The following is a 21,283-nucleotide window of genomic DNA, read 5'->3' on the forward strand; positions in this document are numbered from 1 at the left end:
TTACGGACGCAGCGTCATCTCACGCTGTGTCTCCCGCTTGTCCAGCTTGGCGTCGAACTTCGCCAGCGGCTTCGCCGCCTGCGGGTCGGCCTGTACCGCGGTGGAGGCGACACCGGCCCAGTCGAGGATGCGGGCGGTGGCGAGGGCCTTCTGCTCGGGCTCGAGGCCCGCGACGTTGGCTCCGTGGTTCATGCCCGGAGCGGTCATGACGTAGGAGTCCTTCGCGCCCTTGCCGACGCGGAACGGCTCCGCGCTCCACGGGTCGTTCTGGCCGTTGACGAAGAGCATGTGGCGGGCGTTGTGCCGGACCCAGGTGTCGACGTCCCGCATCGCCCCCGGCTGGAACTTCATGGGGATGTCACGCGGGACGAAGTTGCGCGGCGGCTGGTAGCCGTAGCGGATGTACTTCTTCTCGATGTGCGGGAAGTGGATCGTCGGCGCGCCCAGCTGCGTGCCGGCCTGGTAGTAGTACGGCGTGTAGGTGGTCAGGCCCTGGTCGGCGTAGGCGGAGAAGCCGGCGATCGTGTCGACGGAGTCCCAGATCTCGTCGTCGGTGGCGTTCTTCGCGTCGGCCGGGATCTGGTCGCAGTCCTTCAGCAGGCTGTACTGCCAGAAGCCCCACACGTAGTCGAGGACGGTCGCCTCGTAGGCCTTGTCGAGGCTGCCGATGGTCTCGAAGGTGAGGCCGTTGTCCTGCGCGTAGGCCGCGTACTTCTTCTCCAGCGGCTCGCGGCGGACCAGAGCCTCGCGCTGCACGCCGTTCAGCCGGTCGCGGCACTCCTTGGTGCCGACGCGGGCGAAGAAGCGGTCGTAGGCCGCGTCCCGGTCGTTCACGACGTCGTTGGGGGCGACGTAGGCGACGACGCCGTCCATGTCACGCGGGTAGAAGCGCTCGTAGTAGGTGGCGGTCATGCCGCCCTTCGAACCGCCCGTGGAGAGCCACTTCTTGGCGTAGACGCTCTTCAGGGCCTTGAAGACGCGGTGCTGGTCGCTGGCGGCCTGCCAGATGTCCAGCTTGGACCAGTCGGCCGGGTCGGGGCGGGACGGGGTGAAGAAGCGGTACTCCAGGGAGACCTGGTTGCCGTCCACGATCTGGGTGGGCTCGCTGCGGCGGGGCGTCGTGGAGACGTTGTAGCCGCTGGTGAAGAACACCGTCGGGCGGGCGACGTCCTTGTGCAGCACGGTGATGCGCTGCTGGAACGTGCCCTTGGACGGCTTCCGGTGGTCGACCGGCTGCGTGTAGTTCAGGACGAAGAAGCGGTAACCGGTGTACGGCTTCTCCTCGACCAGGCTCATGCCCGGGATGGAGAGCAGCCTCTCCTTGATGTCAGTGGTGCTGCCGGTGCCGGTGGCCTCCGGCTCGGCGGCGGTGGCCGCTGACGCCGTGCCCAGTGTGCCTATGAGCACCGTGAGCGCCAGCAGCCATCTGAGCGCCTTGCGCATGCGCACTCCCCTGTGAGACAGATGTGCGCCGGAAGCTAGCGGACCAACTCACCTAAGCACCAGGGGACATAGGGAAAACCCTGTGCGCGGGCGGGGATTCAGCAGAGGATCCAGCCGGTGCTGACGGACTTGGGGCCGACCTTGCCCTTGAGCCAGACGCAGCGGCGCCCGGCGTGCACCGTGACCGGGCCGGCGAGGTAGGCGTACCTGCCCTCGTCGACGACCGGGCGGTTGCCGCGCGCCTGCACGCTCACCGACATCTTCTTCTTCACGCCGGGCTTCCTGGTCACGGTCACGGCGCAGACGTAGCCGCCGCGCTTGTAGACGAGCACGACCCCGGTGGAGAACGGCAGGGTGCGGACCTTGCGGCCGGGGCAGGGTGCGCTGGAGGCGGCCTGCGCCTCGCCCGGTGCCGCCACGGCGAGCAAGCCGGAGGCGGTCAGCACGGCCAGGCCGAGCGCGAGCCGCCTGCGTATCGCTCCACTGTCCACTGTTGTCCTCCCGTACCGCGTCGTGCGCGACCATCGGCGTACGGCTGTACGGACGCATGACGTATGCCGGACGGTTGCACGACTGTGACGAGGACGCCCGCGCCGGGTGCCCGTCAGCGGGACGCCCCGACCGGTTCCTCCGGCTCGGCGGCGCCGATGAACGTCCGCCACAGGTCGGCGTACCGGCCGCCGCGCGCGAGCAGCTCGTCGTGCGTGCCGTCCTCGGCGACCCCGCCGTGGTCCATGACGACGACCCGGTCGGCGCGGGCGGCGGTGGTGAGGCGGTGGGCGACGACGAGGGTCGTACGGCGGCCCGCGAGACGGTCGGTGGCCTGGTTGACCTGGGCCTCCGTGGCCAGGTCCAGGGCGGCCGTCGCCTCGTCGAGGAGCAGGACGTCCGGGTCGACCAGCTCGGCACGGGCCAGGGCGATCAGCTGGCGCTGCCCGGCGGACAGGTTGCGGCCGCGCTCGGCGACCTCGTGGAGGTAGCCGCCCTCCAGCGTGGCGATCATGTCGTGCGCGCCGACCGCGCGGGCCGCCGCCTCGACCTCGGCGTCGGTGGCGTCCGGGCGGCCGTAGGCGATGGCGTCGCGGACGGTGCCCTGGAAGAGGTACGCCTCCTGCGGGACGACCCCCAGACGGTGCCGGTACGAGGTGAGGTCGAGGTCCCGCAGGTCGGTGCCGTCGACGGTGACCCGGCCGCCGGTCGGGTCGTAGAAGCGGGCCACGAGCTTGACCAGGGTCGACTTCCCGGCGCCGGTCTCGCCGACGAAGGCGACGGTCTGCCCGGCCGGGATGCGCAGGTCGACTCCGCCCAAAGCCTCTTCGTCGTCGCCATAGGCGAAGTGCACGTCCTCGAAGGCGATCTCGCCGCGCAGGGAGAGGACCTCCAGGGGTTCGTCGGCGGACTTCGTCGACGTCGGCTCCCGGAGCAGCTCCTGGATGCGGCCCAGCGAGACGGTCGCCTGCTGGTAGCCGTCGAAGACCTGGGAGAGCTGCTGCACGGGCGCGAAGAACAGGTCGATGTAGAGCAGGTACGCCACCAGCGAGCCGATCGCCAGCGTGCCGTCGTCGACCCGGGCGCCGCCCACGATCAGCACGGCCGCCGCCGCCACCGACGACAGGAACTGCACGAACGGGAAGTAGACCGAGATCAGCCACTGGCCCCGGATGCGCGCCTGGCGGTAGTCGGCACTGCGCTCGGAGAACCGCCGGCCGCCGTCCCGCTCGCGCCGGAACGCCTGCACGATCCGCAGCCCCGCCACCGACTCCTGGAGGTCGGCGTTGACCACCGACACCCGCTCACGGGCCAGTTCGTACGCCTTCACGCTCGCCCGGCGGAAGAAGAACGTGGCGATGATCAGCAGCGGCAGCGTCGCGAAGACGACCAGCGCGAGCTGTACGTCGATCACCAGCAGGGCGACCATGATGCCGAAGAAGGTGACGACCGAGACGAAGGCGGTGACCAGGCCCGTCTGGAGGAACGTCGACAGCGCGTCGACGTCGGTCGTCATCCGGGTCATGATCCGGCCGGTCAGCTCCCGCTCGTAGTAGTCGAGCCCGAGGCGCTGGAGCTGAGCGAAGATCTTCAGCCGGAGCGAGTACAGGACCCGCTCGCCGGTACGGCCGGTCATCCGGGTCTCGCCGATCTGCGCCGCCCACTGCACGACGACCGTGAGCAGCCCGAGCAGGGCGGCCGCCCAGACGGCACCGAGTGCGGCCTGTGTGACGCCGGAGTCGATGCCGTGCCGGATCAGCACGGGCAGCAGCAGGCCCATGCCGGCGTCGGTGGCGACCAGGGCGAGGCTGACCAGCAGCGGCAGCCCGAAGCCGCGCAGCAGGCGGCGCAGGCCGTAGGACTCCTCGGGCTGGACGGCACGCGACTCGTCGATGTCGGGGACGTCGGTGGCCGGGGGCAGCGCCTCGACCTGGGCGAGGAGCTCGGGGGTGGCGGGGCTCTCCGCGAGGGCCGGGTCCTTGCGCTCCCGGTCGCCGGTCCACAGCCGTGGGGTGACGCCGCGCTCGGCGTCGAACTCCGCGTCCAGCTCGTCCCGTACGGAGGTGTCCTCCTGGGGACAGACGGGCTGGGTGTGGCCCGGGGAGACCGCGCCCAGCTCGTCGGGGTCGGTGAGCAGCCGCCGGTAGAGGGCGGAACGGCGCTGGAGTTCGTCGTGGGTGCCGAGGTCGGCGAGGCGGCCGCCGTCCAGGACGGCGATGCGGTCGGCGAGGTTCAGGGTGGAGCGGCGGTGCGCGATCAGCAGGGTCGTACGGCCCCGCATGACGCCCTTGAGGGCCTCGTGGATCTCGTGCTCGACCCGGGCGTCCACGGCGGAGGTGGCGTCGTCCAGGACGAGCAGGCGCGGGTCGGTGAGGATCGCGCGGGCGAGGGCGACGCGCTGGCGCTGGCCGCCGGAGAGGGTGAGGCCGTGCTCGCCGACGGTGGTGTCGTAGCCGTCGGGGAGTTCACTGATGAAACGGTCCGCCTGGGCGGCTCGGGCGGCCTTCTCGATCTCCTCCTGGGTGGCGTCCGGGCGGCCGTAGGCGATGTTGTTGCGGACCGTGTCGGAGAAGAGGAACGAGTCCTCCGGGACCAGCCCGATCGCGGACCGCAGCGATTCCAGGGTCAGCTCGCGCACGTCGTGGCCGCCGACCAGGACGGCGCCGCGGGTGACGTCGTAGAAGCGCGGCAGGAGGAGGGAGACGGTGGACTTGCCGGAGCCGGAGGAGCCGACGACGGCGAGGGTCTCGCCGGGGCGGATCTCGAAGGAGAGCCCGTCGAGGACGGGGCTGGTCTTGCCGTCGGCGGACTCATAACCGAAGGAGACGTCGTCGAACTCGACCGTCGCGGGGGCGTCGGCGGGGAGGTCCTTGGAGCCGTCCCGGAGCGAGGGCTCGGTGTCGATCAGCTCCAGGACCCGCTCGCTGCCGGCCCGGGCCTGCTGCCCGACGGTGAGGACCATGGCGAGCATGCGGACCGGGCCGACCAGCTGGGCGAGGTAGGTCGAGAAGGCGACGAACGTGCCGAGCGTGATGTGCCCGCGGACCGCCAGCCAGCCGCCGAGGGCCAGCATCGCGACCTGGCCGAGGGCGGGGACGGACTGGAGGGCCGGGGTGTAGACCGAGTTCAGGCGGATGGTGCGCAGCCGGCCCGCGAAGAGCCTGCGGCCGACCTCCCTCAGCTTGCCGGTCTCCTGCTCCTCCTGCCCGAAGCCCTTCACCACGCGTACGCCGCTGACGGCGCCGTCGACCACGCCCGCGACGGCGGCGGCCTGGGCCTGGGCGTACCAGGTGGAGGGGTGCAGCCGGGTGCGGCTGCGCTTCGCGATGTACGCGAGGGCGGGGGCGACGGCGAGGGCGACGAGGGTGAGCGGCCAGGACAGCCAGGCCATGATCACCAGGGAGATCGCGAAGAGCAGGAAGTTCCCGATGGTCATCGGGAGCATGAACAGCAGGCCCTGGATCAGCTGGAGGTCGCTGGTGGCCCGGCCGACGACCTGGCCGGTGGACAGCTCGTCCTGGCGGCGGCCGTCGAGCCGGGTGATCGTGCCGTACATGTCCGTCCGCAGGTCGTGCTGGACGTCCAGGGCGAGGCGGCCGCCGTAGTAGCGGCGGATGTAGGTGAGGACGTAGACGACCAGGGCGGCGGCGATGAGGAGGCCGGCCCAGGTGGTCATGTCCCTGGTGTGGTCGCTGATGACGTCGTCGATGATCACCTTGGTGATCAGGGGGACGAGGGCCATGACGGCCATGCCCGCCAGGGAGGAGCCGAGGGCGAGTACGACGTCCTTCGGGTGGCGCCATGCGTAGGCCCACAGTCGTCGTGCCCATCCCCGTTTCGGTGTCACACCGGTGCCTTCCAGTCGTCCTGAGCTGCCGGAAGGCACCAACGCGTTTGGGGGCGGATTTCATCCCGCCGTGGAGGGATCAGTTGTTCTTCGGGTGCGGCGGTGTGGGGTTGATCGCGCAGTTCCCCGCGCCCCTAGAGGAAGGGCGTTGTTCTAACCCGCAAGTAGTAGAAGCGGGTCGTCTGGGTCGGGTTCTGGTTGTCGTCGCTGGCCAGGAGGACCTTCAGGGTGTTCTTCGTCCGGCCGGTGATCGTCATGGCCTCGATGTTGTCGAGGAGGGGGTTCGGCTGGGGCTGCTTGGCCGTGGCGCCCAGGGTGGGGCAGGTGGCGAGGTCGGTGAGCAGGGTTTTCTGCATCGCCCGGCGGGGGTCGGCCAGGTAGAGGCGGACCGTGTTGCCGACGCCGGAGGTGAAGCCGCGTTCCAGGACCAGGAGGCGGCCGTCGGGGGTGGCCTGGATCTCGGAGACGCCGAGGCCGGGGTCCGTGCGGTAGGCGTACTGGCGTCCGAGCCGGAAGTGGCCCCGGTGGCGGTCCCAGGTCTGGAAGCGGACGGTGTCGGCGCTGTCGCCGGAGAGCGGGTACTCCGTGGAGGCGACCAGGGTGCGGCCGCCGGGCAGCAGGGTCAGGCCCTCGAAGGTGCCGTTGGGCCGGGCGCGGCCCGCGGGGGTCACGCGCAGGTCGTCCGGGACGGGGAGGCGGTCGAGGAGCTCGCCGGTGCGGGAGTAGCGGCGCACGGACGGCTCGGTCTCGGAGGTGATCAGGCGGGTGCCGTCGCCGTCTACGACCAGGCCCTCGGAGTCGAGGTCCGCCCCGGTCTCGTCGGTGAGCGGGAGGACGGAGCGGGGCTTCAGCGTCCTCGCGTCCAGGCGGAAGAGCGACGAGCGGTCGGACAGGGCGGCCGGTGAACCGTCCCTGTCGACCGCGAGCGCGGAGATGTTGCCGACGAAGGTGTCCTCGTACGTCGTCTTGTCGAGCGCGTCGGAGAAGCGGTCGATGGAGACGGACGGCGAGCAGGCGTGCGAGGTGTGCGGGGTGTGTGCCTGGGCGGGGCCGGCGGCGGTCAGGCAGGTGGCCGCCGTCAGGCCTGCGGTGAGAAGGGCGAGGCGGGTTCTCAGGGGCATGGGCGTCACCGTAGGACGGGCTGGTGACGCCGGGTGGGCCGCGCGGTGAAAGGTCAGCTCGCCGCCAGGTCCTTGTGGATGACCTTGGCCACGGCCTGGATGGTGGCGATGCCGTAGTTCATGGTGCTGTTGCCGTGGGTGAGCACGGTCATCACATAGTCGTGGCCGCCGCCCTTGAACGCGCCGACGCTGTGCACCCGCCAGCCGTTCGTGGAGCGTTGCAGCCAGCCGTTCTTGACGGCCACGGTGACGCCCGAGGGCACCCCGTACGGCGTGCCCCAGCGCTGGGACGAGACGACCTGGCCCATCAACTTCAGGATGTAGGAACGGGAGTTGTCGCTCAGTACCGCGTTCTTGGCGGTGAGGAGCTTCAGCAGCTTCTGCTCGTCGGTGACGGTGATCTGGGTCAGTCCCCAGTAGCCGTTCGCGCCGGGCTTGGTCTGGGTCATGCCGGCGGCGCTGAGGAAGCCCTTGATCTTCGTCATGCCGAGCTGCTTCCACAGGGTGGAGGTCGCCGCGTTGTCCGACTTGGTGATCATCGCCTTGGCGAGGGTGTTCTCGCGGTCGGTGAGATACCGGTTCGTCTTCTTCGCGTCCCAGAGCAGGGTGGCCAGAACCGTCACCTTGACGACGCTGGCCGAGTCGTAGGCGGAACTCGCGCGCAGCGTGCAGGTGGTGTTGGTGCTGCGGTCGTGGAGGCCGACGGCGACCGTGCCCTTGCGGCCGGCGAGCGCGGCGGTAATGTCCTTCTTCAGCTTGGCGGCGAGGCCGGCCTTGGCGGACGTACAGGTCACGGTCGGCGGGGCGGCGGCGGCGGGCGTGGCGGCGGCGACGAGCGGCACGAGCACACCCGTACCCACGGCCGCCGCCAGCACTCTGGCGCGGCGGGATATCCCAGAAGTCATACACCCTTGACTCGCGGACCAGGGGCAAAGGTTGTAGGCCTTGGGGAAGGCATGTACGAGTCGTTACCGGGGGCTGTGCGTTTCACAGGCGGCGGCCAGCTTCGGCACAGCGGCCACCAACCAGGGCCGGCCACCATGCTCGGGTGACATCTGCCACCGAAACCCAGCCCCGCACCGCCGAGCCGCCTTCGGCCTCGCTCCGGGACACCGCCGCCGCCCCGCGCTGGTCGCTGCCCGCGCTGCTCGCGATCCTCGCCCTGGCCGCGGTGCTCTACTCCTGGAACCTGTCCGGCGCCGGCCTCAACAGCTTCTACAGCGCGGCCGTGCTCAGCGGCACGCAGAGCTGGAAGGCGTGGTTCTTCGGCTCACTGGACGCGGGCAACTTCCTCACCGTCGACAAGCCGCCGTTCGCGCTGATGGTCATGGGCCTGTCGTGCCGTGTGTTCGGCTACGGCACCTGGCAGATGATGCTGCCGATGGTCCTGGTCGCGCTGGCGACGATCTGGATCGTGCACGCCTCGGTGAAGCGGGTGTGGGGCCACGGCGCGGCGACGGTGGCCGCGCTGGTCCTGGCCCTGACCCCGATCACGGTCGCCATCAACCGGGACAACAACCCCGACACGCTGCTGGTGTTCCTGATGGCCGGCGGCGCGGCGCTCACCCTGCGGGCCGTCCACAACGGCAGGCTGCTGCCGCTGGTCGGCTCCGCGGTCTGCTTCGGCCTCGCCTTCAACACGAAGATGCTCCAGGGGTACATCGCGCTGCCCGCCGTCTTCGCGGTCTACCTGTACGCGGCGAGGCCGAAGCTCGTGAAGCGCGTCGTCAACCTCCTCGTCGCGGGCGTCGCCCTGGCCGTCTCCAGCTTCTGGTGGGCGGCGGCGGTCTCGCTCGTCCCGGCCGACGACCGCCCCTACATCGGCGGTTCGACGGACGGCACGGCCTGGGACCTGATCATGGGCTACAACGGCCTGGGCCGGATCCTCGGGGGCGAGGGCAACGGCGGAGGCGGCGGTGGCGGAGGCGGAGGCGGCTTCTCCGGTACCGCGGGGCTCGGCCGCCTCTTCAACGACATCCTCGGCGGCCAGATCTCCTGGCTGATCCCCTTCGCGGCCATCGCCTGCGTCGGCGGCCTGGTGCTGCGCGGCCGCGCCCCGCGCACCGACCTCACCCGCGCCGCGCTGCTGCTGTGGGGCGGCTGGACGGCCCTGCACTACCTGACCTTCGCCCTCGCCGAGGGCACGATGCACCCGTACTACACGACCGCGCTCGCCCCCGGCATCGCGGCGCTGTGCGGAGGCGGCGGTGTGATGCTGCTGCGCGCGTTCCGTGCCGACAAGCGGTGGGCGTGGGTGCTGCCGGCGGGCCTGGGCATCACGGCCGTCTGGGCTGTCGTGCTCCTGCGGCGGGCCTCCGGCTGGAACACCTGGCTGTGGCCGGCGATCGCCGTCGTCATGGCGCTGGCGATCGTGGGACTCCTCGTCTTCCGGTCCGCGTCCGGGACACGGGTACGGCTGCTGGCGGCATCCGTGGTGGCGGCGGTCGTCGCCGCCGTGGCGGGTCCGGCGGCGTACGCCTGGTCGGTGCCGTCCGGTTCGGGCGGCGGCATGGGCGGTACGAACCCGACCGCGGGCCCGTCGACGGGCGGTGGCTTCGGCGGGCGCGGTGGCGGCCGGGGGTTCCCGGGCGGTGGCGGGTCCGGCGGGCCCGGCGGTGGGGGGATGCCCGGCGGTGGGACGCAGCAGGGCGGGAACGCCCAGGCGGGCGGCGGCTTCCCGGGTGGTGGGATGCCGTCCGGCGGACAGAGCGAACAGGGCCGGCAGAGCGGGCAGAGCGGGCAGGCCCCCGGCGGCAGTGGGACCGGCGGCAGCGGCGGGACCGGCGGCACGCCCCCGAACGGCACGAGCGGTGGCCAGTCGGGCGAAGCGGGCGCCCAGCCCGGCCGTACGGGCGGCGGCCCCGGCGGTGGCGGCATGGGCGGCGGCGCGAGCAGCGAGCTCATCTCGTATCTGAAGAAGCATCAGGACGGGGCCAAGTGGCTGCTGGCCGTGTCCAGTTCGCAGGGCGCCGCCCAGCTGATCGTGAGCAGCGGGGAGCCCGTCATCTCCATGTGGGGCTGGTCCGGCTCCGACAAGGCGATGACCCTGGCCAAGCTCAAGGAGCTGGTGAAGAGCGGCGAGTTGCACTACATCCAGCTCGGCGGCGGCATGGGCGGCGGCCCCGGCGGTGGCAGCAGTGCCAGCTCCGAGGTGACGGCGTGGGTGCAGAAGCACGGCACGGCGGTGAAGGAGAGCGAGTACGGCAAGAGCACGAACTCGGATTCGGATTCGGATTCGGATTCGGATTCGGAATCGGACTCCAGTTCCTCATCGCAGTCGAACCAGTCGGCGATCTACCGTCTGGACCCGTCCGACGTCGGCTGAATCCCGCGCGAGAACGGACGAACGGCCCCCGACCGCTCGAAGTCGGTCAGGGGCCGTTCCCCTGTCCCCGATCATGGACACCGAGTTCCGGCCAACGGGTGAAGGGAAACGCGGGCGTGGGCCACTGCCTGGAGATGAGCACCGGCGACATGCGGACGGTGGTGCGGCTGCTCACCGCGGTGGAGCGGACCGAGCGGCAGGAGCGCACGCTCGCCCGGGTGCGTACGGAGTGCGAGCGGACCGACGTCCGGTTCCGGGAGCAAGGCATCGGCCTCGACGTCTCCATCACCCAGGCCCTGGCGGAGCTGATCGAGGGCACCCCGAGCACCGGCCGCTGCCCCTCGTACAGCTACGCCTTCTACCAGGCCGTCGCGGCGCACTTCTCCGATCCGACCGACCTCGGCACCTGGCGGCGGCCGTCGTGGTTCCACGCCATGGACGACGAACTGGCCCGGCACGGCGTTCCGTCCGACCTGCTCCCCGGCGCGTTCCTGTTCGGCGGCCCGCCACTGCGCCTCCCCCACCCCGGGGACGCGGTGCCGGCCATCGGGACGCTGCCGGCCCAGCGGGCCGGGGCCCTCGCCGACGCCTACGGGTCCGTGCTCGACCGTCTCGATCCCGGGTACCGCGACGCGGCCCGCCGGTTCGTCGAGGTCATGCGGTTCGAGGCGGAGGAGTGGGATAGTGCGCGGAAGCTCGGGACGAACCCGGACACGATCCTCTTCTGGTTCCACTGACCACTGCGGGAACTCTTGACGCCGTCATTCCCATCGGGATACTTGCGGTCGACAGCGGGCCCAACTGCCGTGTCAGCGAAGAAAGTTCGTCCACCTCTGTCTGACACCGCCGACGACCCGCGCATGTCCGAGATCCCGAACGCCGTACGAAGTTTCGCCCCGCGGAGTTTCGCCCCCACGCGTCACGGCACCCCCACAGGAGGATCCCCCATGAGCCCACGCAAGGCAGTCGTCGCCGCCTTGGCCGCCGCGCTGCTGGCCGGCCACGGCGTCGCCGCCCAGGCCGCCACCACCGCCCCGCAGACGCAGACCACCGCGACCCCGGCCCCGGCCCGCGACCGCGCGGCGGCGGCCACCATCACCTGGTCCCTCGTCCGCGCGAGCAACCCCACCGAGGACCAGCGCTCGGCCTACGACCTGATCACCAGGGCCATGAACGCGGCCGTGGCCCGCTACAACAACCTCAGCGACCTGGGCAAGACCCTCACCGTCCGCTACGAGCCGGGCGTCCCCACCGCCGACGGCAACATCAACGGGACCATCCGCTTCGGCAGCAACCGCAGCTACATGAACGAGCGGACGGCCCTGCACGAGATCTCCCACACCATCGGCGTGGGCACCAGCTCGGGCTGGTCCCGCCTCGGCGGCAGCGGCACCTGGACCGGCGGGCAGGCCACCGCCCTCGTCAGGCAGTACGACGGCTCCGGTGCCAAGATCTCCACCGGCGGCGGGCACTTCTGGCCCTACGGCCTGAACTACGACAACGAGTGGTCGGCCACGGCGGCGGACCGGCACGTCCACATCGTCGCCGCGATGGTCCGCGACGGCCTCTAGATCTCCTCTAGGTCCGGTCGGCCCTGGTCGGCGGTGCAGGCGATGGCGTCAGTCGGTTCCGGGGTGCTTTCCGGGCCCGTCGGCGCCGGGGGACAGCGGAGTGGGTGACAGGGTGGTGTCCTCCTCGCCGGGCTCCAGAAGGGTGTCGGCGGCGCCGACGATGAGGGGGTCGGGGGTGCCGACCGCCTCGCGGTCCTTGCTGGCGTAGTCGATGCGCGACAGCAGACTGCGCATGGTCTCCAGCCGGGCACGTCTCTTGTCGTTGCTCTTGACGACGGTCCAGGGGGCGTGCGCGGTGTCCGTGGCGCGGAACATGTCGACCTTCGCCTCGGTGTAGTCGTCCCAGAGGTCCAGCGAGGCCAGGTCGGTGGGGGAGAGTTTCCACTGCCGCACCGGGTCGACCTGCCGGATCGCGAAGCGCGTGCGCTGCTCGGAGCGGGACACGGAGAACCAGAACTTCACCAGCAGGACGCCGTCGTCGACCAGCATCCGCTCGAAGGCCGGACACTGGTCGAGGAACAGCTCGTACTCGTCCTTGGAGCAGAATCCCATCACGCGCTCCACGCCGGCCCGGTTGTACCAGGAGCGGTCGAACAGGACGATCTCCCCGGCCGTCGGCAGCTGCGTGATGTACCGCTGGAAGTACCACTGGCCCGTCTCGCGTTCGGTGGGCTTGTCCAGGGCGACCACGCGTGCGCCGCGCGGGTTGAGCCGCTCGGTCAGCCGCTGGATCGTGCCGCCCTTGCCCGCCGCGTCACGCCCCTCGCACACGACGACCACGCGTGCGCCGGTGTCCTTGACCCACCGCTGGAGCTTGAGCAGCTCGATCTGCAGGACGCGCTTGGTCCGCTCGTACTCCTTGCGACCCACCTTGCGGTCGTACGGATGGTTTTCCTGCCAGGTCCGGATGGGACGCCCGTCCGCCTGCAGCACGATCGGCCGCTCGCGCCGGCTGGCGTCCACGCTCAGCCCGTCCAGCAGCCTGTCCGTGTCTTCGGTGTTCATCACCGTGCTCCCCGCTCGGCCCCCACCGTCGTTCAGAAAGGCATACGGCCGCGAGTGCGGCGACCCGCGGAACCACTGCGGCTCACCGCGCGCGAGCTGCTGTGGAAGGGCTTGCTGAAGAGACGGCCCAGAAAGCCGGGCGCCTTGCCACCGGCCCGCGCCCCCGCCCCGAGCGTACGCTGCGTGCCGCGTTCGGGATGGCGGGACAGGCGGGGCACGAAGAAGGCCAGGACGGCCAGGACCACACACACGCCGATGACGACGGCGACTACCATGATCGACTCCCCTCACAGGTGGACTGACACCCGGGTGCCCCGCTCTGCCCCTGCTCAGTCCAGATGCGTCGGCGCGAACATCCGCAGCACCGCCGGGAGCAGCACCACCGAGGGGCCGGGCGAGCCGAGTGCCTTCGCGAGGTCCTGCTCCAGGGTCTGAGGGGTCGTCCGGACCCCGGGGACGCCGAAGGACTCCGCCAGGGCCACGTAGTCGGGCCGGGTCAGCTCCGTCGCGGTCGCCTCGCCGAACGCGTCGCTCATGTACTCGCGCAGGATGCCGTAGCCGCCGTCGTCGACGATCAGCCAGGTGACGTCGAGGTCGTACTGGCGGGCCGTGGCCAGCTCGGCGATCGAGTACAGGGCGCCGCCGTCGCCGGAGACCGCGAGGACCGGCCGGGTCGGGTCGGCCGCCGCGGCGCCGAGTGCCGCCGGGAAGCCGTAGCCGAGGCCACCCGCGCCCTGGGCGGAGTGCATGTGGTTGGGGCCCTTGGCGTCGAAGGCGGACCAGGCCCAGTACGCGAGGATCGTCATGTCCCAGAAGGACGGGGAGTCGGCGGGGAGCGCCCTGCGGACGGACGCCAGCACGTCCTGCTCCAGAGTGAGTTCCTGGGAGGCGATGCGCTCGGCGACCTTTCCCAGCACCTCGCGTACGCGCTGCGGAGCGTCCGGGTCCGTTCGCTCCGACACCGTCTCCAGCAGCGCCTGCAGCGCGAGGCGGGCGTCCGCGTGGACCGAACTGCCCCCGACCATCCCGTGGGGGACCACTGCGACATGTCAACTCGCTTAGAAAACAACCGACTTGCCGGTTTCCGTCATCTGATCGCCATGTCAGATTCATTTACACGGCCGCATGTCCATGCCACTCTCTCGATTTGCCGCCTCCGATCAACCCGCGTAGATGGGACCCCCACATGCTGGTGACACCACGGATACGCCGATGGAAGCCGGTGGCGCTGGCCACCGCCGCCCTGGCCGGCCTCACCGCGTCCGCCCTGACGGCTACCCCGGCCGCGGCCACGACGACCGCGTACGACACGACGTACTACAAGAACGCGGTCGGCAAGACGGGCACCAGCCTCAAGTCCTCCCTGCACACCATCATCAGCAGCCAGACGAAGATCTCGTACTCAGCGGTCTGGAATGCCCTCAAGGTCACCGACCAGGACCCGAACAACAGCAACAACGTGATCCTGCTCTACAGCGGTGTCTCGCGCAGCAAGTCCCTCAACGGCGGCGACCTCGGCGACTGGAACCGCGAGCACACGTGGGCCAAGTCCCACGGCGATTTCGGTGAGGCGACCGGCCCCGGCACCGACCTGCACCACCTCCGCCCGGCGGACGTGCAGGTCAACAGCATCCGCGGCAACAAGGACTTCGACAACGGCGGCAGCACGGTCAGCGGCGGGGGCGGCAGCCTCACGGACTCCGACTCCTTCGAGCCGTGCGACGCCGACAAGGGCGACGTGGCCCGCATGATCCTGTACATGGCCGTGCGCTACGACGGCGGCGACGGCTTCGCCGACCTCGAGCCGAACGAGAAGGTCAACAACGGCAGCAACCCCTACATGGGCAAGCTCTCCATCCTCAAGCAGTGGAACGAGCAGGACCCGCCGAGCGCCTTCGAAGAGAAGCGCAACCAGGCCATCTACGACACCTACCAGCACAACCGCAACCCGTTCATCGACCACCCGGAGTGGGTCGAGGCGATCTGGTAGCAATCGCCGAGTGTTGAACTCCCCGATTGATTAGGGGAGTTCAACCACACTTACCGAATATCGCCCATCCAGAGCCGCCGCCCCAGCTCGTCGAGGTCCGCCCGCCGCTCTTCGTACTCGGGCAGAGCTGTCCGCAGCAGCCGCCAGAAGTCCTCTCGGTGCCCGGACACCTTCACGTGGGCCAGTTCATGGGCGATGACGTAGTCGATCAGATGCATGGGCAGCTGGAAGAGCGGCCAGCCGAGACTCATCAGACCGTTGGCACCTGCCCCGGCCTGCGGCGGCCGGTATGAACCCCATCGGTCTCCCAGGTCCCGCACGTCGAGTTCCGGCTCGGTCACCCCCATGCGTGCCGCCCAGGGCTGAAGCCGGTGTCCCGTCCAGTTCCGGCCGGCCCGGCAGTACCAGTCGACCAGCGCCGCCCGACCCGCCTGCGGCTCCGCCGCCAACTTTGGGCCCATGACAAGGCGCCCCGCGATCAGCCGGACTCCTCCGGTCGTCCCCTCCTCACCGGACACGGCCAGCCGGTACGTCCTCCCCAGATAGCGGAAGACCTCTCCGTCGGCGAGCTGCTTGACGGGGCTGAGCGGGCGTGTGCGCTCCCGCTCCCGCCGCTTGGTCAGCAGCCAGTCCCGGTGCGCGCGGACGAACTGCTCCGCCTCGGCCGTCGAGCGCCCGGCCGGGGTGTGCAGGGTAAGGGTCGCGTCGGTCTCGACGGTCAGCGCGAACCGTTTCCTGCGGGCGCTGGCACGTACCCGCAGAGACAGTCCGTCCACGGTGAGGAAGGTTTCGGGGGCGGAGTACGTCGAAGGATCGGCCGGCGCGGTCACCCGCCTATTCTCCCCTCGCCCTGCTCCGGAACTGCCGCAGGTTGTTCTGCGCGAAGGACGCCAGGCGCTCAGCCGCGTTCTCCAACGACGCCCAGTCCCCGCCCACGGGCCGGACATCGTTGCTGAGCAGGACTTCCTGGAGGTCTCCGGCCAGCATGCTGATGTCCTGGTGCTGTCCCTGGTACGACGCCCTGGCCATGACCCCGGTGGCCACGTCACACACCCTGTCCGTGAGTCGCCTGACGTCTCCGCCACCGGCGAGCCTGATTCCGGGGGTGTCCTCCAGGATCTGCTCCACCAACCGGTACACCCGCTGTTCGAGCGGCGTGAGACCGGCGAGTTCCGGGGCCTCCTCCCGTTCCTGCCTGGCCTCCTCGATCAGCGGGCCGAACTCCTCGATCTGCTCCTCGAAGCGGCCCGGCATCGTGCGCAGGATCTCTTCCAGGCGCTTGGAGAGCCGCTCGTACTTCGCGGGGTCCTCCCGCTTGATCCGCTCCTCCAGGTGGAAGCGGAGCGCATGACCCATCTCCGCCGCCGCCTCCTGCGGTGGCAGCCGTCGCACGGCGTCGTCGAAGGTGAGGGCTGTGAGCGAGACCGGCGGGATGACCTGGTCGATCTCCGGCCCTTCGAGGTGGTCGGCGATCATCGCCCGGACCTTGCGCCCGTACCGGCGCAGGGTGAACGTACCGCCCTCGGCGTCCCGGCACAGCCTCCGCACCCGCTTCTGGAGCAGGCTCCAGCGCCGGGCGTCCGCCACGTAATCCAGGGCGTCCTCGTGCGGAAGGACGCGTTCGAGGGTAGCGAGGAACGCGTGCAGCACCTCGTCGAAGTCGAACCGCAGGTCCTCGGGTTGCAGGGCGAGGGCCGCAGGTCCCAGCTTGGCGAGCTGGTCGAGCTGCGCGTCATCGATGCCGTTGCGCATCAGGAAGTCACGGACCTCCTGGGCGGCGGGCCCGAGTTTGCCCACCTCGTAGGACAGATCGCGCATGGTGTCGGTGACGTCGGTGTTCCGGTACCCGGCGAGGGCGCTGGAGAGGTGATCGAAAACGCCGTAGTAATCGACGACGTAACCGACCTCCTTGCCGGGCGAGGTGCGGTTGACCCGCGCGACAGCCTGGAGCAGCTCGGCGTCCCGGATCGGCCGGTCCAGATAGAGCACCTGTTCGCGCGGGGCGTCGAATCCCGTGAGCAGCATGGACTTCACGATCAGGAACGCGATGGGGCTGTCAGGGTGCACGGGGTCGGGTACCGAGGTGGAGAGAGGCGGCGGCTCGCTGTTCGCGACCTCGGACCACGGAGCGTTCATACCCCCGGCGGGATCGGTGGAAGAGGCCGGGGCCTGCGGTGGATTGAAGGGGGTCACCGCGACCCACTCCGGATCGGGCGCCAGTTCGGGAAAGGCCTTCTGGAAGCGCTCGGTGTACGCCTCCTGGCGACCGGCGTCGGTCCACTCCCTCCATTCCCCCCGCTTGCGGCCGGCCCCAGGGGAGATGACGGGAACGAAGTCGATCCGCCGCAGCAACGCCCGGAACAGGTAGGCCTGGTGGAGATAGCGCTGTCTGGCGGATAGCTTCTCCAACGGTGTCCCCGTCACCGACTCCGGGTCGAACTCGGCCAACTGGGCCAGCAGTTCGTCACGGGCCTTGCGCAGGGCGTGGTGGTACCGGACGGCCGCCTTCCGGCTGACGGCCGCGACCTGTGCCTTGAAGCCGCCGGGCAGCACCGTGGTCACCCAGTGCTCCAGCATGTCCTCGGCCTTCGCCTCGATCATGGGAACGGACTCGGCGACGTCCCGCTCGGTGGGCCACCGCTTGAGGAGCGCGGCCCGCTCCTCGGGGGTGCGGTCGCGGACGAGGTCGTCGAAACCCTTGTCGAGGACCTCCCCGTCACGGACCTCGCCCTCCCCGGTCCGTCCCTCGTAGCGGATGCGGACGACGACGCCGTCGTGCTGGGCGTCATCCATCCGGTACTCGTCGAGGAAGCCTCGCGGCGAGTCGCCCCGCCCGAAGATCCGGCGCGTGTCCTCCTCGCGCCCGGTGATGATCGGCGTACCCGTGAACCCGATCTTGGCGGCGTTCGGGATCGCCTTGCGCAGGGCGGCGTGCAGGACGCTGGTGTGGGAACGGTGTGCCTCGTCGACGAGGACGAGGATGTCCTGCGACCTGTTGCACTCGGGGAAGTCCGGTACGGGGCCCGGGCTTTCGTCCTCACTCCGGCCTGTTCCCTCTCCCGTCAGATCCCGGTCGTCCCCGCTGCCTTCCGTGTCCCCGGCGAAGGTGAAGCCGGTGCCGTACTTCTGGATCATGCCGAAGACGACGCGCCGCCCACCGTCGCGCAGCAACCCCTCCATCTGCGTCCGGGTCTTCGCCGTCTCGACGTCGGACTCGCTGAGCTTCAGCGTCCGCGAGAGCTGGGTCTGCAACTGGGTGCGGTCGGTGACCACGACCACCATGAACTCACTGAGCCGATGGTGCAGATGCACCCGCCGCACCAGGAACGTCATGGTCAGCGACTTGCCGGAGCCCTGGGTGTGCCAGATGACACCACCGCGCTCGTCCTCGGTGTCCCGCCCGGCACGGGCCCGCCCGGTCAGCAGTTTGCGTACGGCTTTCTCGGCGGCCCGGTACTGCTGGTGCCGGGCGACGGCCTTCACGGTCCGCACGGCCCCGCCGTCCGCCCCCGACTCGACGGCCATCGGGATCACGTAGTGCCGTACGACGTTGAGCAGGGCGGCCGGCCGTAGGACCACACCGACGAGCTTCTGCTGCTCGCCGAGCGGCGGGGGCGCGGCCGGGTCGGCGTCGTCCGCGAGCAGTCCGGCGGTACCCAGCTCCCGCCGCAGCGTGCTCTCCTCCTCCGGTTCGACGCTGCGCCACGGATGGAAGTGCTCGGGCTCGGAGGTGACGGTACCCAGGTGGGCGGTCTCACCGGTCGCGGCGACGAGAAGCTGCACGGTCCGGAACAGTTCCGGCACACCGGCGGGGACCGGGGCCCCGGTGGCGTCGAGGTCCAGTACAGGATTCCCGGCGTAGTGCCGGAGGTCGAGCACGGCGCTGCGGACGGGCTCGGCGAGATCGGGGCTCTTGCACTCGACGGCCACGAGTGGGATGCCGTTCACGAAGAGGACGACGTCGAGTATCGACAACTCGCCGGAACGGCTGCGCACGCTGAGCTGGTCCACGACGGTGAAGGTGTTGCGCGTGACGAGGTCCGGATGCCACTCGACGTACTGCACGGTGGCGGACGGACCGCCGTGCGCTGCGGAGGGCGAGGGAAGCGTCCAGCCGTGGAGCAGCATGTCGGTGGCGGCCAGGTTCGCCTGCACGACGCCGCTGCCGAGGGAGAGGGAGGCGAGCTCGCCGACCGCCCGCCGGATGTCGTCCTCACCCATCCAGGGCTGACCGTCACCGCCCCGGAGGTTGATTCGCCGCAGCGCGGGCCCGAGCTGGTCGACGAGCAGCGGCACCGCCGCGTCGAGCGTGTCCAGCTCCACGCCCGGGACATGCGTCCACCCCATGGCCTCCAGCTGGGCCACTAACGGCCGCTCCACCTCGTCCCGCTCGACCTGCACCACCACAGACCCGCACCTCTCTCCGTACGTCCCGTCTTTCCCCAGAGATCCATTCTGTGCCGAGGGGGTGGGGTGAGGGAAAGGGATGCAGGGGAGTACGTGGCAGACCGTGCGGACGTACGGGGGCTTTACGCCGGTACGTCCGCACGCTCGGCGGAGGCGCGTGGGTCAGGTGCCGGGGTCTTCCTCAGGAGCTTCGTCGTCGTCCGGGACGGGGAGGCGGGCGCCCCGGCTGCGGGCGATGCGGTGCACGTCGTGCAGAGACTCGGTCAATCGGGCTGCGAGGAAACGGAGTTGTGGCGCGGTGACCTTGGCGTCGTCAAGGAGATCGGCGGCATGGTCGAGAAGGTCGCCGGCCATGCCGAGCTGGATGGACTCGACGTTGTCGGCGACACGGGAGAGAGGGCCGGTGCCGGAGGCGTCGGCGACGAGGTAGCAGGGGTTGCCGTCGGGGTTGGACCAGGGGAGGAGGCGGGGGCGGGTGGCTGTGGGGGCGGCGTCGTGGCTCTTGTAGATCATGCGGCGGCCACCTCGTTGCCCCGGGTCCGGCGCGAGCCGACCTCCACACCGTGGATGTGCCGTGGCCCTACGTCGATGCCGTGCACGGCGAGCCAGAGGGTTCGGCGTCGGGCGAGCTGTTGCCTGGCCTGCACACGCTGTTCGTGGGCGAGGAGGTAGGGGCGAACGAGCGGGGAGTCCTCGCCACGGATGAGGGCTTCGTGCGGGGAGGGGCGGCGGCCGGGGGCGGCGGCTCCCGGTGCGGGGGTGGGCCGCGCCCTTCCCTCGGCACGGTGCCGGTTCTGGTGCCGGTGGCATCCGGAGGCCGGCAACAGGAGCCGCAGCAGCGGCTCAAGGAGGCAGGCAATAAGGTTCAACACGTCTTCAACTCCGTTGCGGTTGAGGGCCATGCCCCCGGGCCGTCGGTAGCGGTCGCGGGGGTCTTCCGTGCCCGAGGGCCGGTCGACGTGCATGGACGTCGCTGTGTAGCGATCCACTCACAGAGTGAGACCGGCCGGGCTAGGCTCGCCAGAGGGCTGGATGTGACAACGCATCTGTCACACGGGAGTTGACGATGAGCAACATCTATGGGGAGTGGTTGAAGGCGCAGCGCGAGGCGGCCGGGCTGACGCAGCAGGAGCTGGCGACGGCCGCCGTCATGACTCGTTCGCACATCGCGCACATCGAGGCGGGCCGTCGCACCCCGTCCAAGGAAGACGCGAGACGCCTCGACAGGGCGCTGAACACGGGCGATGTGCTGAGCAGCTTCCTGCCGGACGACGACACCGCTGTCGCGGGGTACTTCGAGGCGGCCCTTCAGCTCGAACAGCAAGCGACGATGATCCGGGAGTTCGCCCTGTCGTTCATCCCCGGCATCCTCCAGACGGAGAGGTACGCACGTGCGGTTCTGAGCACGTCGTTCCCTCCGGTAGGTGAAGCGGAATGTGACAGGCTCGTTGTCACACGCCTTGAGCGGGCAAAGATCCTGGAGGACCCGGTGACGCCCGTAGTGTGGGCACTGCTTGACGAGGCTGTGCTGCGGCGGGTGGTGGGCGGGCCGGAGGTCATGGCGGAACAACTCCGCCACATCGTGAAGCTGGTGGAATCAGGACGCGTACGCGTCCACGTGTTGCCCTTCGGTCTGGGGGTCCACCCCCTCATGCAGAGCATGCTGACCCTGCTCAAGTTCGAGGACCAGCCGCCGGTGGCGTACTCCGAAGGTATCCAAGTAGGCAAGATTCACGACTCCCCCGCCATGGTCGACCGCCTTGAAGGCACCTACGATCTCGCGCTAGGCGACGCAATGCCGCTCAAGGAGTCATTGACCCTGATGAGGGCGACAGCAAAGGACTACGAACACCGTGAATGAACCCACCATCCCCAACGCCTCCTCCCTGCACGGCTGGCGCAAGTCGACGTACAGCGGCAACGAAGGCGGCAGCTGCATCGAGGTCCTGGACGGCTACCCGACCGGCGTCCCGGTCCGCGACTCCAAGGCCCCTAAGGGGCCTGCGCTGGTCTTCCCGTCAGCTGGCTGGACGTCGTTTCTTTCCGCAGTCAAGGACGGGACCCTCCCCGCTTGACCACTGTCCA

Annotated in this window: 17 protein-coding genes and 1 pseudogene; 6 read left to right on the forward strand and 12 right to left on the reverse strand. The window is 70.1% G+C overall.

Features of this window, described 5'->3' with window-relative positions:
• From ACFZBT_RS02330 to ACFZBT_RS02350, 5 genes are all read right to left on the reverse strand, one after another.
• The gene (locus tag ACFZBT_RS02330) at window positions 1-1,443 is read right to left on the reverse strand and encodes a S28 family serine protease (protein ID WP_391097685.1); all 1,443 of its coding nucleotides are present in this window, start codon (window positions 1,441-1,443) and stop codon (window positions 1-3) included.
• 98 nt (window positions 1,444-1,541) lie between these two features.
• Complete coding sequence (locus ACFZBT_RS02335) at window positions 1,542-1,934, reverse strand: hypothetical protein (protein ID WP_391097686.1); 393 nt, start codon at window positions 1,932-1,934, stop codon at window positions 1,542-1,544.
• A 113-nt stretch (window positions 1,935-2,047) separates the two neighbouring features.
• Window positions 2,048-5,779, reverse strand: coding sequence for an ABC transporter transmembrane domain-containing protein (locus ACFZBT_RS02340; RefSeq protein ID WP_391097687.1), 3,732 nt, complete (start codon window positions 5,777-5,779; stop codon window positions 2,048-2,050).
• A 134-nt stretch (window positions 5,780-5,913) separates the two neighbouring features.
• A complete protein-coding gene (locus tag ACFZBT_RS02345) occupies window positions 5,914-6,900 on the reverse strand; it encodes an esterase-like activity of phytase family protein (RefSeq protein ID WP_391097688.1) in 987 nt (328 codons plus the stop codon).
• 53 nt (window positions 6,901-6,953) lie between these two features.
• Entirely contained in the window at window positions 6,954-7,805 is an 852-nt protein-coding gene (locus ACFZBT_RS02350; RefSeq protein ID WP_391097689.1) for a serine hydrolase, read from the reverse strand.
• A 143-nt stretch (window positions 7,806-7,948) separates the two neighbouring features.
• On the opposite strand from ACFZBT_RS02350, the gene ACFZBT_RS02355 reads away from it, so the two are divergent.
• The 3 genes from ACFZBT_RS02355 (at window position 7,949) to ACFZBT_RS02365 (ending at window position 11,796) form a co-directional block, all read left to right on the forward strand.
• Window positions 7,949-10,225 (forward strand): glycosyltransferase family 39 protein, encoded by a 2,277-nt coding sequence (locus ACFZBT_RS02355; RefSeq protein WP_391097690.1) that lies wholly within the window; start codon window positions 7,949-7,951, stop codon window positions 10,223-10,225.
• Between the two features lie 116 nt (window positions 10,226-10,341).
• Window positions 10,342-10,962: a hypothetical protein gene (locus ACFZBT_RS02360; RefSeq protein ID WP_391097691.1), complete on the forward strand. Its 621-nt coding sequence runs from the start codon at window positions 10,342-10,344 to the stop codon at window positions 10,960-10,962.
• A 210-nt stretch (window positions 10,963-11,172) separates the two neighbouring features.
• Complete coding sequence (locus ACFZBT_RS02365; RefSeq protein ID WP_391097692.1) at window positions 11,173-11,796, forward strand: hypothetical protein; 624 nt, start codon at window positions 11,173-11,175, stop codon at window positions 11,794-11,796.
• Window positions 11,797-11,844: 48 nt separating this feature from the next.
• Here the strand turns inward: ACFZBT_RS02365 and ppk2 are convergent, their stop codons facing one another.
• From ppk2 to ACFZBT_RS02380, 3 genes and pseudogenes are all read right to left on the reverse strand, one after another.
• Window positions 11,845-12,801, reverse strand: a complete 957-nt coding sequence (gene ppk2 / locus ACFZBT_RS02370; RefSeq protein ID WP_391097693.1) for a polyphosphate kinase 2 — start codon at window positions 12,799-12,801, stop codon at window positions 11,845-11,847.
• Between the two features lie 32 nt (window positions 12,802-12,833).
• Entirely contained in the window at window positions 12,834-13,076 is a 243-nt protein-coding gene (locus ACFZBT_RS02375; protein ID WP_391097694.1) for a DUF6411 family protein, read from the reverse strand.
• A 54-nt stretch (window positions 13,077-13,130) separates the two neighbouring features.
• A pseudogene (locus tag ACFZBT_RS02380) lies at window positions 13,131-13,808 on the reverse strand (thiamine pyrophosphate-dependent enzyme); the annotation flags it as partial.
• A gap of 179 nt (window positions 13,809-13,987) precedes the next feature.
• Between ACFZBT_RS02380 and ACFZBT_RS02385 the strand changes: the two are divergent.
• On the forward strand, window positions 13,988-14,791 hold the full coding sequence (locus ACFZBT_RS02385) for an endonuclease (RefSeq protein WP_391097695.1): 804 nt from the start codon (window positions 13,988-13,990) through the stop codon (window positions 14,789-14,791).
• A 50-nt stretch (window positions 14,792-14,841) separates the two neighbouring features.
• Here ACFZBT_RS02385 and ACFZBT_RS02390 read toward each other — a convergent pair whose 3' ends face one another.
• The 4 genes from ACFZBT_RS02390 to ACFZBT_RS02405 all read right to left on the reverse strand — a co-directional run bounded on the left by ACFZBT_RS02390 (window position 14,842) and on the right by ACFZBT_RS02405 (window position 20,187).
• A complete protein-coding gene (locus tag ACFZBT_RS02390) occupies window positions 14,842-15,621 on the reverse strand; it encodes a YgjP-like metallopeptidase domain-containing protein (RefSeq protein WP_391097696.1) in 780 nt (259 codons plus the stop codon).
• 4 nt (window positions 15,622-15,625) lie between these two features.
• Window positions 15,626-19,198: a type I restriction endonuclease gene (locus ACFZBT_RS02395; RefSeq protein WP_391097697.1), complete on the reverse strand. Its 3,573-nt coding sequence runs from the start codon at window positions 19,196-19,198 to the stop codon at window positions 15,626-15,628.
• A gap of 162 nt (window positions 19,199-19,360) precedes the next feature.
• Window positions 19,361-19,711, reverse strand: coding sequence for a hypothetical protein (locus tag ACFZBT_RS02400; protein WP_391097698.1), 351 nt, complete (start codon window positions 19,709-19,711; stop codon window positions 19,361-19,363).
• A complete protein-coding gene (locus tag ACFZBT_RS02405) occupies window positions 19,708-20,187 on the reverse strand; it encodes a hypothetical protein (RefSeq protein ID WP_391097699.1) in 480 nt (159 codons plus the stop codon). The genes ACFZBT_RS02400 and ACFZBT_RS02405 overlap by 4 nt, the downstream gene beginning before the upstream one ends.
• 77 nt (window positions 20,188-20,264) lie before the next feature.
• Here ACFZBT_RS02405 and ACFZBT_RS02410 point away from each other — a divergent pair, with 77 nt between their 5' ends.
• Together ACFZBT_RS02410 and ACFZBT_RS02415 are read left to right on the forward strand one after the other, a co-directional pair.
• Entirely contained in the window at window positions 20,265-21,059 is a 795-nt protein-coding gene (locus ACFZBT_RS02410; protein WP_391097700.1) for a Scr1 family TA system antitoxin-like transcriptional regulator, read from the forward strand.
• Entirely contained in the window at window positions 21,052-21,273 is a 222-nt protein-coding gene (locus tag ACFZBT_RS02415) for a DUF397 domain-containing protein (protein WP_391097701.1), read from the forward strand. Before ACFZBT_RS02410 ends, ACFZBT_RS02415 begins: the two co-directional genes overlap by 8 nt.
• Window positions 21,274-21,283 lie beyond the last annotated feature (10 nt).

Source organism: Streptomyces sp. NPDC008137, assembly GCF_042957035.1.
In the GTDB taxonomy this organism is placed as follows: Bacteria; Actinomycetota; Actinomycetes; order Streptomycetales; family Streptomycetaceae; genus Streptomyces.

Coding starts and splice junctions, on each gene's coding strand:
- ACFZBT_RS02330 (WP_391097685.1), bottom strand. CDS start 1,443: ATGCGCAAGGCGCTCAGATGGCTGCTGGCGCTCACGGTGCTCATAGGC.
- ACFZBT_RS02345 (WP_391097688.1), bottom strand. CDS start 6,900: ATGCCCCTGAGAACCCGCCTCGCCCTTCTCACCGCAGGCCTGACGGCG.
- ACFZBT_RS02350 (WP_391097689.1), bottom strand. CDS start 7,805: ATGACTTCTGGGATATCCCGCCGCGCCAGAGTGCTGGCGGCGGCCGTG.
- ACFZBT_RS02365 (WP_391097692.1), top strand. CDS start 11,173: ATGAGCCCACGCAAGGCAGTCGTCGCCGCCTTGGCCGCCGCGCTGCTG.
- ppk2 (WP_391097693.1), bottom strand. CDS start 12,801: ATGAACACCGAAGACACGGACAGGCTGCTGGACGGGCTGAGCGTGGAC.
- ACFZBT_RS02375 (WP_391097694.1), bottom strand. CDS start 13,076: ATGGTAGTCGCCGTCGTCATCGGCGTGTGTGTGGTCCTGGCCGTCCTG.
- ACFZBT_RS02385 (WP_391097695.1), top strand. CDS start 13,988: ATGCTGGTGACACCACGGATACGCCGATGGAAGCCGGTGGCGCTGGCC.
- ACFZBT_RS02400 (WP_391097698.1), bottom strand. CDS start 19,711: ATGATCTACAAGAGCCACGACGCCGCCCCCACAGCCACCCGCCCCCGC.
- ACFZBT_RS02410 (WP_391097700.1), top strand. CDS start 20,265: ATGAGCAACATCTATGGGGAGTGGTTGAAGGCGCAGCGCGAGGCGGCC.